Genomic DNA, 17,074 nt, shown 5'->3' with positions numbered 1-17,074 from the left:
CTATGAAATCCAATATCGTCATCTTCTGGATTTTGACGGTCTACCTGGTCGTTCTGGCCACGGTGTACACCGTGTGGAACATGCTGGCGCACGGCTACCCGGAGTGGGCAGGGTCGACCGCGATCCTCCTGTCGGGTGGACTGACGGGCTTCATCGCGTCCTATCTGATGCTCGTGCAGCGCAAGCAGGGCGGAGTGCTGGTCGAAGACCGCGACGATTCCGACATCGACGACGGGGATCCGGAGCTCGGCGAGTTCAGCCCCTGGAGCTGGTGGCCCATCGTGCTGGCCTTCGGTGCCTCGATGGTCGTTCTCGGCCTCTGCGTCGGCTTCAACTTCTGGCTCTCCTTCCTCTCGCTGCCGATCGTGCTTGTCGCGATCGTCGGCTGGGTGTACGAGTACTACCGCGGCAACTTCGCCCGCTAAGGACGGTTCGGTGTGAGCATCATCATTCGGCGGGGTCGAAGCGACGACGACACGGCAGTCTTCGGACTCGCGCGCCAGTTCACGACTGGCCGCGAACCGATCGGACGTGACGAGTTCTCGGTCGCCTACGACAACGTGCTGCGGCACCGCGATCAAGAGGCGAACGTGCTCTTCATCGCTGAACTCGACGACACGGTCGTCGGTTACTCGCTGATGACGGTCTCTCGCCTGCTGCACGCACCCGGACTGACCGCTCACCTCCAAGAGATCGTCGTCGACGAGGCCGCTCGAGGCCACGGCGTCGGAGATCGCCTGATGCAGGCGAACGAGCACTACTGCATGGGTCGTGGTGTCCGACAGCTGTCCGCCTCCACCGCCCGTTTCGGCTCGTTCTACAATCATCGTGGTTTTGAAGCGGTGGGCGAGCACTACCGCAAGATTCTCGAACTCGGGTAATCGTGAACCAACGTCGTGCTCGGAGAAAGCCCGGCGAGAACCGCGAACGCCTGATTGAGGCCGGACTCACCGAGTTCGGCCTCTTCGGCTTTCACGGGGCCTCGACCGCTGCCATCGCAGCACGAGCGGGAGTCCCGCAGCCACACGTCTACGCGAACTTTCCCAACAAACATGCGCTCTTCGTCGAGACCTGCGCCGCCGCCGCACACATCGTGCGTACGCACCCAGATGACTCTGCGGCGACCGACCAACTGCAACTGCACGGCAGCGAGCCTCTCACCTCCGGAGACTCTCGCACGAGCGCACAGCGCGCCGTGCTGCAGGCAATCTCTGCTGTAGCCATCCCCGAACTCCGGGACGATCTGCTGTCGCTTCTCGTGCCGCTACGCAATGGGCTCGGCATGGAACGATTCGTGCGCGACTACGGCCTCGCAAGCACGTCCCTCATCGATCATGCGCTGACCCTGCGCTGACCTCCCGGCGCGACCCCATGCATCGGCACGGTCTGCGTCTTGCTCAGATCGGTCGGCGCCCCGTCGTCGGCTCCGTGGTCGGCGCCCCGTCGTCGGCTCCATGGTCGGCGGCTGACGCCGGGGGTACTCCCGGGATGCCGATGCACGACGACTCGGGTACGCACCGCCCCGACGTGCGCTGAGCGCGACAAGCGCCGACGGAGTCCGCTGAGCGCGGCAAGCGCCGACGGAGTCTACTGAGCGCCGCTATCGCGGCTTCGCGCCGTCGGTGAGCGGCAGCCAGCTAAAACAGGCCGGGTGGGCGGCGGGCCGCGCCTGTCTCCCCGGGTGTGCAAGGGCTCTGGGAGGGGTGGAACTGCCCGGTGTCGGTCCGGTGTCGGTGACGCGCGTGCACTGGTCCGAGTGCCAAGCGGCGCACCACAACGCACTCCGCAACCCACTCCCGGTGCTGCCAGGAACTCGGGATCTTTGGAAGGTTCGTTGATGACGTCACACTTCGCCGGGGGGGGGTCTCGCGCCTGAGCGTGCGACGGCCGGTACGACGAACACACCCCAGGTGTCGGACCAGAACTGCGGTCCAACACCCGGGGTGTGTTCAGAGGGGAGCCCTCCGCTGGGTCGTGCGAGGGCTAGTGGCCCTCGTGGTGACCCTGCTCGATCTCACCCTTGCTCGGCGGAACGATGCGGTCCTCGAAGAACCAGCGGCTGAACCCTGCACGAAGTCGCTTCGAGAACGGGATGCGGCCGTCGTCATTCGGTCGGAGCATCATCGGTGCGTAGTCGTGGTAGCTCACGAGCTGCCACGACTCGTACGCGTCGAGCGGCTTGTGCACCTCGACGAACTCGCCGCCGGGCATGCGCACGATGCGACCGGACTCGTACCCGTGGAGTGCGATCGAGCGGTCCTTCTTCTGGAGCGCGATGCATGTGCGCTTCGTCACCTGGTAGGCGATGATCGGCCCGAGGATCAGCAGCGCCTGGAGGCCGTGGATCACGCCTTCCATCGACAGCTGGAAGTGGGTCGCCATGAGGTCGGAGCTGGCTCCTGCCCACATCACCGCGTAGAACGTCACGCCGGCAGCGCCGATGGCGGTGCGGGTCGGGGCGTTGCGGGGACGGTCGAGGATGTGGTGCTCGCGCTTGTCGCCCGTCACCCACGCCTCGATGAAGGGGTACACCATGACGAGAACGATGAAGATCCCGATGATGCCGAGGGGGAGGAGCATGTTCCAAGACCAGGTGTACCCGAACCACTCGGTCTCGAGCCCCGGCGGAATCAGACGGAGCATGCCGTCCGCGAATCCGATGTACCAGTCGGGCTGGGTGCCGGCCGACACCGGGGATGGGTCGTACGGACCGTAGTTCCAGATCGGGTTGATGCCTACCAAGGAGGCGATCAGCACGATCACACCGAACACGATGAAGAAGAAGCCGCCGGCCTTCGCCGCGTACACGGGGAGGACCGGGAAGCCGACGACGTTCTGCTGCGTCTTGCCCGGGCCAGGGTACTGCGTGTGCTTGTGGATGACCACGAACGCGAGGTGCAGAGCGATGAAGAGGATCACCAACGCCGGCAGCACCATGATGTGGAGCATGTACAGGCGTCCGACGATCGCAGTGCCCGGGAACTCTCCACCGAAGAAGAAGAAGGAGAGGTACGTTCCGATGACGGGGATCGCCTTGATGATGCCGTCGATGATGCGGAGGCCGTTGCCCGAGAGCACATCGTCGGGGAGCGAGTATCCGGTGAAGCCCTCAGCCATGGCGAGGATGAACAGCACGAAGCCGATCACCCAGTTGAGCTCGCGCGGCTTGCGGAATGCGCCCGTGAAGAAGATGCGGAGCATGTGCAGGCCGATGGAGGCCACGAAGAGCAGCGCCGCCCAGTGGTGCACGTGGCGCATGAGCAGCCCGCCGCGCACCGAGAAGGAGATGTCGAGGGTCGAGGCCATGGCCACCGACATCTCGACGCCCTTCATCGGAACGTAGGGGCCCGTGTAATGGGTCTCCACCATTGACGCCTGGAAGAAGAGCGTCAGGAAGGTTCCGGAGAGGAGGATGACGACGAAGCTGTAGAGCGCGACTTCACCGAGAAGGAAGGACCAGTGGTCGGGGAAGACCTTGCGGCCGAACTCCTTGACGGCGACGCCGATCTTGGTGCGCTCGTCGATGTAGTTCGCGGCGGCGGCCGTGAAGCGGCTCGATCCGTTCTGAGCCTGCTGGCTCGACGCGGGGGATTCGGTGACGGTGCTGCTCACTTGAGGCGCTCCCAAAAGCTCGGGCCGACGGGTTCATGGAAATCACTCTGAGCGACGAGGTAGCCCTCGTCGTCGACAGTGATCGGCAGCTGCGGCAACGGACGCTTCGCCGGTCCGAAGATCACCTTTGCGTGCTCCGAGACATCGAACTGCGACTGGTGGCAGGGGCACAGGAGATGGTGGGTGTGCTGCTCGTAGAGCGCGACGGGGCACCCGACGTGCGTGCAGACCTTCGAGTACGCGACGATGCCGTCGTACGACCAGTCCTTGCGCTCCGGAAGTTCGCGGAGATCTTCCTGGTTCAAGCGCATGAGCAGCACGATGGCCTTCGCCTTGGCGTCGAGCAGGTGGACGCTGCCACCGCGCTCATCGAGGGTCATCTTCTCGAAATCCTCGTGATTCAACGTCTCGGGGATCACGTGGAATGCCGAGCCGATGGTCACTTCGCTGGCCTTGATGGGGACGCCGGAAGGATCGCGTGCGAGTCGCACGCCCTCGGCCCACATCGTGTGGTGCGCGAGTTCGACGGGATCGCGATCCTGCGGTCCGAGACCGCGCAGGAGCGTGATTCCGGGCAGCGGGAATGCGATGAGCGCTCCGATGAGGCTGTTGCGCACGAGCGAGCGCCGGGAGAAGCCCGACTCCTCATCAGCGAGCTTGAAGACCTCGGCCGAGCCCTCGCGGGTCGGCGCGTCGCTCGGGGTCGGGTGGCGGTAATCGATGGACTCGTGGTCCGCCATGATCGCCTTGCCCCAGTGCACTGCGCCGATGCCCACGGCGAGCAGGGCGAGAGCCATGCCGAGGCCGACGAACATCGTGTGCAGGCGGATCGCCATCAGTTCGCCCGTTTCGATCGGGAAGAACATGTAGGCGAGCACGGCGCCGAGGCTGCCCGCGATCGACAGGTAAAAGAGGCTGTACACCGTGCGTTCAGCGCGCTTCTCCTTCTTCGGATCGAGATCCGTAACACGCTTGCGGTGCGGGGGAAGGCCCGGATTCTGCACGGCGTCGGACGGGATGACCGCGGTACCTGCGGCTGCCTCGGCCGAGCCGTGGCCGGCGGCAACGACAACGGCGTGCTCGCCGCCGTTGTTCTTCGCTTCCTCTGCCATGTTGCTCCTTGACTCCTGACTCATGAAAACTGTGACGCGTTGTCGACTAGTTCGACTTCGCGGTGACCCAGACCGTGAGGCCGATGACGGCTCCCAGGCCGATCACCCAGATGAACAGACCTTCGGCGACGGGGCCGATCGATCCGAGGGTGAGGCCGCCGACCGCCGGCTGATTCTCGATGTACTTCAAGTACGAGATGATGTCGGCCTTCTCCTGCGGGGTGATGTTCGCATCGTTGAACACCGGCATGTTCTGCGGTCCGGTGATCATGGCTTCGTAGATGTGCGTCGGAGCGACACCGGTCAGCTTCGGAGCGAATTTGCCCTCGGTGAGCGCGCCGCCGGCTGCCGCCACGTTGTGGCACATCGCGCAGTTGATGCGGAAGAGCTCAGCGCCATTGGCTACTCCCTCGTCGTCGCTGTCCGCCTGCAGGTAGCGCGTCTCGGGAAGCCCGGGTCCGGGAGCGAGCGAGGCGACGTACGCCGCCATCTGCAGCGTCTGCTCCTCGGTGAACTGCTGGGGCTTCACCATGCCCTGCGGCCCCTGGAAGGCAAGGGGCATGCGTCCCGTGCCCACCTGGAAGTTGACGGACGCTGCTCCCACACCGATGAGTGTGGGGCCATCGGGAGTGCCCTCTGCGGCTGCTCCGTGGCACGTGGCGCAGTTGGCGCCGAACAGCTTCTCGCCCGCTTCGATCGTCGCGGGGGAGGTGAGGTCGACCTCTGCCGTGGCGGAGGTCTGGCTGAAACCGGCGTACGCTGCGCCGGTCACGAGCAAGCCGACGGCGACGAGTGCGGCCGTCGCGAGCGGGTGCCTGCGGCCGGACTTGCGAAGATTCTTCTTGGCGCGAGCCATGATGTCGATTGCTCCTGACCCTATTTGAGGACGTAGATGACGATGAAGAGGATGATCCACACGATGTCGACGAAGTGCCAGTAGTAGGACACGACGACTGCGGTGGTCTCTTCTTTATGCGTGAAGTTCTTGACGGCGTAGATGCGGCCGATGACCAGCAGGAAGGCGACGAGGCCCAGGGACACGTGAATGCCATGGAAACCGGTGGTCATGTAGAACGCCGAGCCGTAGGGGTCGGAGGCCAGGGTGATGCCCTCTGACACGAACGTCGCGTACTCGTACGCCTGGCCGGCGACGAAGATGGCTCCCATGAAGAAGGTCAGGTAGAACCACTCGACGGTTCCCCACTTCTTCATGCTGGCGCCGGTGGCGCGCGGCTGCATGCGCTCGGCCGCGAAGACACCCGCCTGTGCGGTGAATGACGATGCGACCAGAATGAGCGTATTGATCAGCGCGAACGTGAAGTTGTGCTTTTCGGTCTGCTCGGCCCACAATTCGGGGTTCATCGCCCGCAGCGTGAAGTAAATCGCGAAGAGGCCCGCGAAGAACATGACCTCGCTGCCGAGCCACACGATCGTGCCGACGGCGACGAGATTCGGTCGCTTCACCGCAGGCACGGCTGACTTGGTATTCATAGTGGTCGTTGTCACCCTTCCATTATGGCTGAAAGTCAGGTGTGGATTTTCACCCGGGCACGGCGAGCCGAACTTTCTGCATCGTTCACCGGTAGCCTACCGTCTCCGGTGGCCGACGGATCGCACGCGAAGCCCTCATTCATCGGATGAAGTGGCGTGATCTCGCGGGTTTCCAGCCGTCGATAGAATCGACGCATGATCGACGAACGGACTTGGCCGACCGTACTCACCACCCTTCTCGAAGGCGATGATCTCAGCGTCTCGCAAGCCGAATGGGCGATGTCCCGGTTCATGACGGGAGATGCGAGCGGCGCGCAGATCGGTGCGTTCCTCGTGGCGCTGCGATCGAAGGGCGTCACCGTCGATGAGGTCATCGGGTTCCGCGACGCGATTCTCGCGGAAGCGCTCCCGCTGGATCTGCCCGCCATGTCACTGGACATCGTCGGCACAGGCGGAGATCGCTTCGGTACGGTGAACATCTCGACGATGGCATCGATCACCGCCGCCGCCGCCGGTGCGCCGGTGGTGAAGCACGGCAACAAGGCGGCGAGCAGCCTCTCCGGCTCCTCGGACGTGTTGAGCGCGCTCGGCATCGATCTGGCTCTCGACGGGCCGCAGCTCTCGCGCGCGTTCGATGCGTCAGGGATCGCGTTCGTGCACGCGGCGAGGTTCCTCCCGGGGTTCCGCCATGTCGGAGCAGCCCGTAAGGAGCTCGGGATCCCGACGGTCTTCAACTTCCTCGGCCCGCTCTGCAATCCGGTGAGGCCAGAAGCATCGGCGGTCGGCGTGGCCGACATCGACCGCATCCCGATCTTCGTCGGCGTCTTCCGACTGCGAGGTGCTTCAGCGCTCGTGTTCCGGGGCGATGACGGGCTCGACGAACTGACGACGACGGGCCACTCGCGACTCTGGGAGGTGAGCCGGGGCGGGCTGACCGAGCATGACATCGATCCACGTGATCTCGGGCTCCCGCGCGCTCAGATCAGCGACCTCGTCGGGGGCTCGCCCGATGAGAACGCCGAGGTGGTCCGCCGCGTCCTCGCCGGCGAGTCCGGGCCGATTCGAGACATCGTGCTGCTCAATGCGGCGGCGGGTCTCGTCGCGTTCGATCTCGCGCAGCGCCCCGAGACGGCGGAACGCGCGCTGCTCGAGCGCTTGGGCGAGAAGCTCGTCGTAGCCGCAGAGGCGATCGACTCGGGGAAAGCGGCTGCGAAACTCGACGACTGGGCTCGCGCCACGTCGTCAGCCTCTGGCGCCTGATACAGGCGAGCACGGGGGAGCGCTGCGCGGGAGTGCCCGTCTAACTCGAGGGTGGCTCTTCCCGATCCGGCGTTCGGGCGGGAATCGGTGACGCATCGCGGTCGGTGCGGTAGTACTTCGCGAGGAACGGCATCGGATCCACCGGCGCGTCCTCGACCCGCAGCGCGAGGTGGAGATGAGCTCCGAACGAGATACCCGTGGAACCGACCCGCCCTGCGGGCTCGCCCATCTCGATTCGATCGCCGACCTTCCAGGAGTGGGAGCCGGACTGCATGTGGCAGTAGCGGCTCGTCACGTCCTTTCCGTCAATCTCGTGATCGATCGTGAGCGCGAAACCGCATCCGTCCGTGGCGTCGCCGGCTTCCGAGACGACTCCATCGGCGATCGCGAGGATCTCCGTGCCCGCGCCGGCCGCGAAATCCTGTGCGTCGTGGAACTGCTCGACCGGCGCCGTGCGATATCCGAACGGGTCGGTGAGCGCCACGGGGGTCGCGAACGGATAGTTCACGACGGAGCGCGCCCGGAACGAGTAGCCGATCGAAGATGGCGCGTCGGTGTCGACGACATCGATCTCTGCGAGCGACGACGGCAGGTCGTCGACGGACACCTCTGAGAACAGTCGCTGCTGCACAGCCGCAGCGTCGGCAGTTCCCGACTCCTGCATCAGCGGCAGCGCGAACGTGGCGACCAGCCCGCAGACGCTGACCGCTGCCGCACCGCGGGAGAGACGGGTGCGTCGAGCTCGCGAAGCGGCTGGGGCGTTCGGCATCTCAGCGTCCGGCACATGCGCGCGCCGCGGACTGGTCACGTATTCCGGTTCGGCGGACTCTGCCGAAGCAGTGCCGTTCGAGCTGTCTAGCGGAGGTGCGGAGGTCGTCATGCAAACTTTCATCTGGGGGAGCGGGTGGATCCGCTCGGGCATAGGGGCCAGGGTACCGGCTCGCGTCCGTGGGCGCCACCGAGGGCCGCGGGCGGGATGACGCATGCCGCCCGCGATGCTCACTCGGTGCCGAGCTGCTGACGACGGCGCGCGACGAGGATGCCGCCCGCAGCGAGCAGCGCTGCCGCGAGTGCGACGAGCCCGGCGATTCCGGCCCCCGTGACGGGCAATGATCCGTCTCCCGGTTCACCGGCGCCGCCCGAAGCGGCGTCCGCATCGCTTGCCGCCTCCGCCTGCGTTCCCGCGGCGGCGCCCGACGCATCGCCCGCGGCGCCGGAGCTCGCGCCCCCAGCATCGGCGCCGTCGGCGGCGCTCGATCCGGCGGCATCGGATCCGGCTCCTGCTCCGCCAGCTGCGGCAGCGGCATCCGGATCCGCGTCCGCTGCGAGCACCGCATCCGAGGTCACCAACGAGACGAAGGGGGAGGTTCCCGTTCCGTGCGCGAATACCCATGCCGTCACCGATTCGCCCACGAGCTCGTCGGTCAGGTCAAGGCTGGTGCTGGTGCTCTCGAGCGTCCTTTCCCCAGCACTCCAACGATGGGAGACGGACTCGGGATCCGGAGCGAATGCGGGATCGACAACGGTCAGCGTTTCACCCGAGCGCGCTTCTCCTGCGATGGTCGGTTGGTCCGCAGCGAACTCCCCGTCCGGCGCGGTGCCCAGGGGGATCGAGCCGAAATCGACGGAGGCGCCTGCGAATACCAGCGCATCCTGCGGCGCCGGTGCGGCAGCCTCTCCTCGCGCGGCGACCCACGGCACATAGCCTCCGGCCGGGACCCGGGGAATCGTGATCTCGCCCTCCTCGTCGGCGTATTCGCGCTGCGACTCGCTCGGGGCGCCGTTCACATCGATGCCTCGCACGTGCGCGACGGCATCATCGAGATCGATGAGCGTCTCTCCGCCCTCGGTGATCGAAAGAGTGATCTCGCCGCCCCACCGCTCGAGGTCGTGCTCCGCGAACGGTGCCGCATCGCTCACCCCATCGGTGATCTCGAACGCGGGCCGATCGTCCGCGTACGAGGAGTTTCCGCCGAGTGATTCCCCGAGCGCGAAACGGGCGTTCGAGACGGACGTATCGTACTGCAGCGTGTAGGCGCCATCCGGCAGGAAATCGAGCGCCCAGGACCCGTCGGAGCCCGTCTCGGTCGCCTGCTCGAAGACGTAGGACTGCTGATCCCCATCCCATCGGTAGGCAGCGACCTCCACGCGGCCGACAGGGGCGTCGTCTTCGGTCACGCTTCCGGTGATGGTGGCATCGACGGCGGCCGCGCTCGTCGCGCTCAACGGTGCTGCGATCAGCACTGCAGCGAGGAGGGCGGCCGGCATTCCACGGCGAAGGGCGGGGCGAGAGGTCATGCTGTTCTTTCTGGTCGTGACGGTTGTCGTGCGCATGTTCAGGCCACCCGCGCCTTCCCGAATGCCGTGAGCGTTACCGGCCCCATGAGCCCGTAGGCCTGCGACGGGACGACGCCGTAGACAGCCGGATTGACGACCCTGAGACGGTTGATCAGCGGGGACGCGACCTCGACGCGCAGCGTGTTGCGACCGGTGCGCACGTAGTCGGAGATGTCGAGTTCCGTATCACTCAGATCCACATGGTCGACCGGCACGCTGTTCATCCACACGCGGAAGGTGTCGAGTACCTGCCCCAGGGAGAGGCGGACACCGCCCGAGCCGGGCCGCCACGACGCGTCGAGCGCGAAGGTGGTGCGATAGTCCCCGATTCCGGCGACGTCGGCGTACCCCAATTGCGTCCAAGCACCGAGCGCACCGCTCTCCACGCGGTGGGAGACATGGTCGGTGGCGACGCCGTCCGCAGCGGGCTGCCAGTCGTCGAGCGTGAGCGACCACTCGGCGAGCTCGATGGGGTCCGGGAGGGCGGGCACGAGCGTCTGCTTCTGCCGGCCGTCGGCGAAGCGCACCGAATGAGGGCCCGCCTGCGAGGTGTGGAGGTACACCGCTCCGTCAGCGCGCACGGACACATCGTCTCCACTCGTCTCGACGACGACCGCGCGGGGCGCCGTCGCTCCGGCCCAGCCCTGCGGCGCGAGCACGACGACGGTCGACTGCGCCGGTTGCAATCGCAGATGCACGGTGATGGCCGCACCGTCTCGCGTGTACTTCGCGAGCGGCCGGATCGCTCCCGTCCACGCGTCGAGTTCGTAGGGCACGTGCGAATCCGAGGTGGCGAGTACGGTGACATCCTGCTCGACGTACGCGAGTTTATCCTTGCCCGGATTGTGCTTGGCGTTGACGAAGTAGAAGTAGTCGACGCTGTCGGAAACCCGGTGCACGTGCTTCACGCTCGAGCTGGAGTGGCTGACGGTTCGGGTCACACCCAGCGCGGCCAGGGCCAGCGGAATGTCGTCGTTGCCCGCGGCATCTGCCACATTCGGGAGTGCGCGCATCTGGGCGATGATGTCGACGACTCGCTGATTCGTGGCGGCGTCGCGGAACCCGGTCGACGCCGGTGCGCTCCAATTGCCGAAGAAGACGATGGGGAAGCCCGACTGCGCCAGGGCGAGCAACGCCTCACCGGCGCGCACGGACATCGTGGCCTCGTTGCCGCGGAACCGGTCGATGTCGAGGATGAACGCGCGGTAGTTGCCGCCGTCCGGCGCGAAGCGTCCGCCCTGGAGCACCGAGAGTTCTTGGAAGAGTCCTGATTCGTTCAGGAATCCGTGCGACCACCCGATCGGGATGCCGGCAGCCGTCGCCCACGGCGCACCGATGCCCGTCTGCGCCCAGCCCTTCTGCCGGAAGAACGCGATGTCGTACACGGGGCGTCCCTGCTGGAGTACCCACTGCGTGCGCGAGATGGCTGCCGCGACCCGGTCGAGGTGCTTCCACACGGGCATGCGCGGACCCCATGCCTCGGAGTAGCCGACGCCGCCGTTGTAGGGGGAGAAGGCGGCGAACCCTGGCCATGCGGCGCCCGGTGCGGCCGCGTACGCGTATCCGTGCAGCACCGTCTGATTCACTCCGCCGCAGAAGGTCTCGGCGAGCGTGTAGAGCACCTCGTTGCGCCACGTCGTGAGATACGCCTTGTTGAGGTAGGCCGACGATTCACAACTGAGCAGCTTGCGTCCAGCGATGTCTCGCCCGCTTGCGAGCACGCGGTAGTCGTCGACGTTCTTCGCACCGAGGGACTCCGTCTCCGGGATGTCGACGATGCCGGCCTGCTCGATGGAGTCCTGCTCGAGGCCGTATGCCTGCACGCGGTATTCGAGTCCGTACGAGTGCGCCCAGTCCCGCAGCGGAATGAGGTGGTACTCGGAGTACAGCTCGCTCATGACCTGGTTGAAATCGTCTCGGACGCGAGTGGTGACGACGTCGTCGAAATCGTAGAGGTACTTCTCCTTCGTCTCGACGATTGCGGGCAGGAACGGGAAGACGTCGTAGCTCATGCGCTTCTGGAACTCTTCGCGAGCCTTCGGCGTCCAGATGGTGGCGTGCGTCTCGATCTCGAGCGAATCCTCGAAGAAGCTGCCGCCGACGGACCCGAGCAGGCCTTTGATGCGGTCGGTGAGGAGGTTCGCCTCCCAATAGTCGATGAGCGTCTGCGCGCCTGCCGCGCTGAAATGATCGACGACGTACGACGTGGGGTTCGTGTGGTCGCCGCCCTCCGGGCGCTGACCGCTCCCGCGTTCCCAGTACGCGAGGAGCACCCAGGAGCCGCCCGTGGCGGGCGCCGTCCACTCGAGGCGTTCGTTCGCGACGTCGCCCGTCAGATCGACGAGGCTGCTGCGCTTCAGCACGGTCGTCTTCCCGACGCTGACGATCTCGAGCGCGTGCACGCCGATGAGTGCGCGCTCGGTCACCCCTGGCTCCGGGGGAGTGATGGGCTCGGGGAGCTGCCCCGAGAACGCGCTGCCCGGGGCGAGCGTGGTCGATCCGTGCGCGATCTCCTTGATCGCGGCCTCGGACTGGGGCGTGATGTTCGGCGTCGCCGCGGGCCATGACGGCCCGAGGGTGATATCGATCTCGATGCCCTCTTCCTCCGCGGTGGCGAGGGCGGTCTCGACTGCGGCGATCCAGTGCTCACCGCCCCATCCGAAGTTGTCGATGTCGAGCCCGCCCTTGACGCTGTGGTGGACGTCGGAGATCTCGAGGCCGCCGAAGCCGGATCGCGCTGCGGTGCGCACCTCTGCCGCGATCTGCTCGAGGTCCACCTGACCGTTGGGCCACCACCAGCGGAACCGCGGAGCCGTGCCCATCGTCGGGTTCGTGAACCCGTCGAGCGTCGCGGCTGCGGTGCCGGTCTCAGCGCCGGCGACGGCGAGGGCGGCGGCGGGGTGTGACGCCGAGAGGGCGGCGACCCCCGCGGCGGTCACCGCCGAGTAGCGGATGAGTTGTCGGCGAGTCAGACCAGATGGCCGGCGGTCGACGTGGTGTGGCATGCGATTGCGCTCCCTTGCGACAACGGCGCCGCAGCTCTCGCACACTCGCCGTCGAGTTGAATCGTTTCAAAACCGTGCAGCAAAAGCCTACTGACCGTTCATCGGCAATGTCAACGTTGCCGAGACGCAACACAACATGCTATTCGCGGCCGATCCGTGCATCGAGAATGACGCTCGCGAGTCCGCGCGATGCCGACGCGGTTGCATGCCGCGCGTCGGCATCGTACGAACTCAGCGGTCGGTCTCTCGCTCGGCATCCTCGATCGCGGGCGAGACTCCGGGCGAGACTCCGGGGAAGGATCCGGGGGAGGAACCGGGGGCGGGTTCCGCTTCGGGTGCGGTGATGGTGTCGATCGGCCCCGTCGTCGCGTCGACGTACCAGTCGGTGAGCGCGGGATCCTCGCTGTCGAAGCCTGCGCCGGCGCCTTGGTGGGCGGGCACGCTGTTCGTGCCGAAGACGAAGTCATCGCCGAACTCGTCGATGCCGCGCCTCACGCCCTGCGCGATCGCAGCACGAGCATACGCGCGGCGGATGATGTACGGATCGGTCCGCAGGTCCTTCGTCCAGGCGATCATGATCCCGATCACGATGAAAGCGAACGGCAGCGCTGACACCACCATCAGCGACTGGAGGCCGGCGAGCGTATCTCGCCCACCCGCCAGGAGGAGAGCGACGGCGATGAGGCTGAGGAGGAGACCCCAGACGATCGTCACCCATTTCGCCGGCTCAGGCCGTCCCATCTGCGACATCGAGGCCATGACGATGGATGCGGAGTCGGCGGCCGTCACGAAGAAGACGAGCACAGCGATCATCGCGACCACGGAGGCGATCATGCCGAACGGCAGCTCGTTCAGCATGTCGAAGAGCACTGACTCGCCGGAGCCTCCGGTGTCGAGCTGAGCGCCCTCGAGCGTCTGGAAAATGGCCGTACCGCCATAGATCACGAACCAGGTGATGACGATCGCCGAGGGCACCAGGACCACGGTCGTCACGAACTCTCGCAGGGTGCGGCCGCGGGAGATCTTCGCGATGAACATGCCGACGAAGGGTGTCCATGAGACCCACCAGGCCCAGTAGTACGTCGTCCAGGTCGACAGGAACTGCGTCGCCTCCTCTCCCTGATTGGGGTTGCGCGCGAGCATGATCATCGCCTGCTGGAAGAACTCGATGATGGACGACGGCAAGAAGTTGAGCAGGTAGACCGTCGGTCCGACGATGAAGACGAAGAGGGCGAGCAGGCCGGTGAGGAACATATTGATGTTCGAGAGGCGCCGGATGCCCTTCTTCACTCCCGCGACCGCCGAAGCGATGAAGCAGGCCGTCAGGATCGCGATCGAACCCACGATGAAGGCGTTGCCCATGGGCCCGAGCCCGGTCACGATGCGGAAACCGCTCTCGATCTGCAGGGCGCCGATCCCGAGCGAAACCGCGGTGCCGAACAGGGTCACGATGATCGCGAAGATATCGATGATCCGGCCCAGAATGCGGTTGCTGCTTCCGGGGAACACCGGCTCGAAGAGGGCGGAGATGAGTGGCGCACGGCCGCGACGGTAGGCACTGTAGGCGATCGCGCCCCCGACCAGCGCGTAGAAGGACCACGCGATCGGACCCCAGTGGAGGATGGTCTGCGCGAGTGCCGGAAGAGCTGCGTCCCCGCTGCCGGGCTCGACTTCGAGACCCGGTGCCGGATCGAGGAAGTAGGTCAGGGGTTCGAGCGGGCCGTAGAAGAGCAGGCCGATCCCGAGCCCAGCTGCGAAGAGCATCGAGATCCACGACAGGGTCGAGAACTCCGGTTCCTCGTCATCCGAACCGAGGCGGATGCCGCCGGTGCGGCCGTAGCCAACGACGAGCATGAAGCAGACCACCGCGATGGCGAGGGAACCGAACAACCAGCTGAAGTTCTCGGTGACCCAGGTGAGCGAGTTCCCGCCGACGACGGCGATGGTGTCCGGCGCGATGAAGGCCCAGACGATCACCGCGAGCGTGCAGGCGACGGCGACACCGAGGACCACCCAGTTCGTGGCGAAGCGGACGCCGGTCTGCTCGACCCCGATGCCCGGGATGAGGCCGGGGTGGGGGACCGGAGGCGGGGTGACCAGCGTGATCTTGCGCGTGCGCTTGCCTGGCTCGTGCCGGTCACTCATATGAAATATCGCTTTCGTCGGTAGGCGCGAGTTGCGCGCGTGCCGCTTCGATGAAGCGGCGGATCAGTTCTGGGTGCTTCTGGCCAGGGGAGCGCTCGACGCCGCTGGAGACGTCGACGCCGCCGGGTCGAGCGGTGGAGATCGCTGCTGCGACATTCTCGGGGGAGAGGCCGCCGGCCAGCAGCCAGTCCGGGCCGATACGGCGCGTGAGTTCGCTGTCGCTCCCGAGCGGAGAGAGATCCCACGTGTCGCCCGAACCAGGGATCGCGCCGTCGAGGAGGAGTCGTTCCTCATTCAGCTCCCCGGCGTACAACAGGGGAGCTTCGGTGAGCGACGTCGCGCGCCACACTCGGGGGAGCAGCGCCTGCGCGCTCGCCACGTCATCCGCGGTATACGACCCGTGCAGCTGCAAGACATCGAATCCGAGATCGAGTGCCAGCCGTGCCGCTTCCGCAGCGGGGATCGTGTTCACGACGAGCACGGTGTCGACGTCCGGCCGAGCGCTCCGCGCAGCGCTGATCACGGCCCGCGCGTCATCCGCCGATGCGTGGCGGGGGCTGCGCGGGCTCATGACGACGCCGATGGCATCGGCGCCGAGCTCGACTGCAAGCGCTGCGTGCGCGGGCTCGCGAAGCCCGCAGATCTTGACGTACATACCCATCCCTCGTTTCGGCGACTCTCCAGGGTACCCAATTGGCCGCGATCGACATCCCGGGGCGCCGGTCGCGGGAGTCGAGCGGATGAACACCGGGCTCGCCGAGCCCATGCGTCACCGCATGTTCGATACGCTCAAGGGGTGTCTTGGCGTGCTCAGAGCTGGTCTCGAGTGCTTGAGGTGTTCGCCGTGTTCTTGCGACTCGGGTGCACCTCGTTCGGTGGCCCGATCGCCCACCTCGGGTATTTTCGCGAGGAGTTCGTCGTACGTCGGCGCTGGATGAGCGACGCGGAGTACGCGCAACTCGTCGCGCTGTGCCAGTTCCTCCCCGGCCCGGCGTCGAGCCAGGTCGGCTTCGGGCTCGGACTGCGTCGGGCGGGCCTCCCCGGTGCCATCGGGGCGTGGATCGCGTTCACTCTTCCGTCGGTGGCCGTCATGATCGCCCTCGCACTGGGCGCGGCTTCTCTGACGGGGCCAGTCGCCGACGGCGTGCTGCACGGTGTGCTCGCGGTCGCTGTCGCCGTCGTCGCGCACGCCGTGCACGGTATGGCACGATCCCTCGCGCCGGACCTGCCGCGCGCCGGGATCGCCGCGCTCGCAGGAATCGTGGCATTGCTCGTCGGTGGCGTCTGGGGGCAGCTCGCTGTACTGTGCGGTGGCGCCGCCGCCGGAGTCCTCCTGCTGGGGCGATCTGCGGAGGTCGAAACGGACGTGGGTGCGCAGGGGAGCGGGCGGGCCATGGGCGTCTCGCGACGGAGCGGAGCCGTCGCCTTGGCGATCGGTGGCGCACTCCTCGTGGCTCTCCCGATCATCGCGGGCGCGGTGCAGCACACCGCCCTGTCGGTCACCGACGCCGCGTACCGCGCCGGAGCGACCGTATTCGGGGGAGGCCACGTCGTGCTGGCGACCGTGCAAGCGGAGCCGGCGCTCGCCCGGGGAATCGATCAGGATCAGCTGCTCTTCGGATACGGCGCCGCGCAGGCTATGCCCGGACCTCTGTTCAGCATCGCCGCGTACGTCGGCGCGCTCGCTGACGGGGCGGGGAGTGTTTCAGAGCGTGTGGGCCTCGCAGTGCTTGCGATCGTGGCGATCTTCACCCCGGGGTTCTTGCTGCTCCTCGGCGTGCTGCCCTTCTGGGCGCGGCTCCAGCGAATCCCGAGAATCGCCGCGGCGGTGCGGGGGATCAACGCTGCCGTCGTCGGCGTGCTCGCTGCGGCCTTCATCGATCCCGTGCTGACTCACGGTGTGACGGACGTCGCTGCACTCGCGCTGGCGCTCGCCGCGCTCGTCGCCCTGTACCTGCGCGTGCCGCCGTGGATCGTCGTCGTGACGGGCGCGGTCTGCGGCGCCGCGTCGTCCCTGCTGTAGTGCGCTGGCAGTCTGCGCGGTCGCCAACGAACTCGCCACTCGTCGTCTCGATGATCCAGAGGCCGTGTCCGTGTGTGGCGTAGTTCTTC

General features: G+C 66.5%; 15 protein-coding genes. 6 read left to right on the top strand and 9 right to left on the bottom strand.

Annotated features, from left to right (window positions below):
* Window positions 1-2 precede the first annotated feature (2 nt).
* From ctaF to JSQ98_RS03865, 4 genes are read left to right on the top strand one after another with little or no spacing between them, the layout of a single operon-like run.
* On the top strand, window positions 3-425 hold the full coding sequence (ctaF, locus tag JSQ98_RS03880; RefSeq protein ID WP_090149067.1) for an aa3-type cytochrome oxidase subunit IV: 423 nt from the start codon (window positions 3-5) through the stop codon (window positions 423-425).
* Between the two features lie 12 nt (window positions 426-437).
* Window positions 438-881, top strand: coding sequence for a GNAT family N-acetyltransferase (locus tag JSQ98_RS03875; RefSeq protein WP_090149064.1), 444 nt, complete (start codon window positions 438-440; stop codon window positions 879-881).
* Between the two features lie 2 nt (window positions 882-883).
* Complete coding sequence (locus JSQ98_RS03870; RefSeq protein WP_211648451.1) at window positions 884-1,354, top strand: TetR family transcriptional regulator; 471 nt, start codon at window positions 884-886, stop codon at window positions 1,352-1,354.
* Window positions 1,355-1,371: 17 nt separating this feature from the next.
* Window positions 1,372-1,536 (top strand): hypothetical protein, encoded by a 165-nt coding sequence (locus JSQ98_RS03865; protein ID WP_211648449.1) that lies wholly within the window; start codon window positions 1,372-1,374, stop codon window positions 1,534-1,536.
* A gap of 447 nt (window positions 1,537-1,983) precedes the next feature.
* Here the strand turns inward: JSQ98_RS03865 and qcrB are convergent, their stop codons facing one another.
* Genes qcrB through ctaE form a run of 4 tightly spaced genes read right to left on the bottom strand, consistent with a single transcriptional unit; the run spans window position 1,984 to window position 6,215 of the window.
* A complete protein-coding gene (qcrB, locus tag JSQ98_RS03860) occupies window positions 1,984-3,612 on the bottom strand; it encodes a cytochrome bc1 complex cytochrome b subunit (RefSeq protein WP_211648447.1) in 1,629 nt (542 codons plus the stop codon).
* Window positions 3,609-4,724: a cytochrome bc1 complex Rieske iron-sulfur subunit gene (gene qcrA / locus JSQ98_RS03855; RefSeq protein WP_090149056.1), complete on the bottom strand. Its 1,116-nt coding sequence runs from the start codon at window positions 4,722-4,724 to the stop codon at window positions 3,609-3,611. The genes qcrB and qcrA overlap by 4 nt, the downstream gene beginning before the upstream one ends.
* A 46-nt stretch (window positions 4,725-4,770) precedes the next feature.
* Window positions 4,771-5,580 carry a cytochrome bc1 complex diheme cytochrome c subunit gene (gene qcrC / locus JSQ98_RS03850; protein ID WP_090149053.1) on the bottom strand — a complete coding sequence of 270 codons (810 nt, stop codon included), beginning with the start codon at window positions 5,578-5,580 and terminating at the stop codon, window positions 4,771-4,773.
* Window positions 5,581-5,600: 20 nt separating this feature from the next.
* Window positions 5,601-6,215, bottom strand: a complete 615-nt coding sequence (gene ctaE, locus JSQ98_RS03845; protein ID WP_090149051.1) for an aa3-type cytochrome oxidase subunit III — start codon at window positions 6,213-6,215, stop codon at window positions 5,601-5,603.
* A 195-nt stretch (window positions 6,216-6,410) separates the two neighbouring features.
* Between ctaE and trpD the strand changes: the two genes are divergently transcribed.
* The gene (gene trpD, locus JSQ98_RS03840; RefSeq protein WP_090149049.1) at window positions 6,411-7,475 is read left to right on the top strand and encodes an anthranilate phosphoribosyltransferase; all 1,065 of its coding nucleotides are present in this window, start codon (window positions 6,411-6,413) and stop codon (window positions 7,473-7,475) included.
* A 40-nt stretch (window positions 7,476-7,515) separates the two neighbouring features.
* Here trpD and JSQ98_RS03835 read toward each other — a convergent pair whose 3' ends face one another.
* From JSQ98_RS03835 to JSQ98_RS03815, 5 genes are all read right to left on the bottom strand, one after another.
* On the bottom strand, window positions 7,516-8,355 hold the full coding sequence (locus tag JSQ98_RS03835; protein ID WP_249290721.1) for a M23 family metallopeptidase: 840 nt from the start codon (window positions 8,353-8,355) through the stop codon (window positions 7,516-7,518).
* Window positions 8,356-8,474: 119 nt separating this feature from the next.
* Complete coding sequence (locus JSQ98_RS03830) at window positions 8,475-9,773, bottom strand: carboxypeptidase-like regulatory domain-containing protein (RefSeq protein WP_211648445.1); 1,299 nt, start codon at window positions 9,771-9,773, stop codon at window positions 8,475-8,477.
* Window positions 9,774-9,811: 38 nt separating this feature from the next.
* The gene (locus tag JSQ98_RS03825) at window positions 9,812-12,817 is read right to left on the bottom strand and encodes a glycosyl hydrolase (protein ID WP_211648444.1); all 3,006 of its coding nucleotides are present in this window, start codon (window positions 12,815-12,817) and stop codon (window positions 9,812-9,814) included.
* A 231-nt stretch (window positions 12,818-13,048) separates the two neighbouring features.
* Complete coding sequence (locus JSQ98_RS03820; RefSeq protein ID WP_249290720.1) at window positions 13,049-14,962, bottom strand: BCCT family transporter; 1,914 nt, start codon at window positions 14,960-14,962, stop codon at window positions 13,049-13,051.
* Entirely contained in the window at window positions 14,955-15,617 is a 663-nt protein-coding gene (locus JSQ98_RS03815) for a phosphoribosylanthranilate isomerase (RefSeq protein ID WP_211648443.1), read from the bottom strand. The genes JSQ98_RS03820 and JSQ98_RS03815 overlap by 8 nt, the downstream gene beginning before the upstream one ends.
* A 141-nt stretch (window positions 15,618-15,758) precedes the next feature.
* Here JSQ98_RS03815 and chrA point away from each other — a divergent pair, with 141 nt between their 5' ends.
* Window positions 15,759-16,985: a chromate efflux transporter gene (gene chrA, locus JSQ98_RS03810; RefSeq protein ID WP_211648442.1), complete on the top strand. Its 1,227-nt coding sequence runs from the start codon at window positions 15,759-15,761 to the stop codon at window positions 16,983-16,985.
* The last annotated feature ends 89 nt before the right edge of the window (window positions 16,986-17,074 follow it).

Source organism: Leucobacter manosquensis, from assembly GCF_018304845.1.
Lineage (GTDB): Bacteria > Actinomycetota > Actinomycetes > Actinomycetales > Microbacteriaceae > Leucobacter > Leucobacter alluvii.
This window is presented reverse-complemented; position numbering and strand designations above follow the sequence as displayed.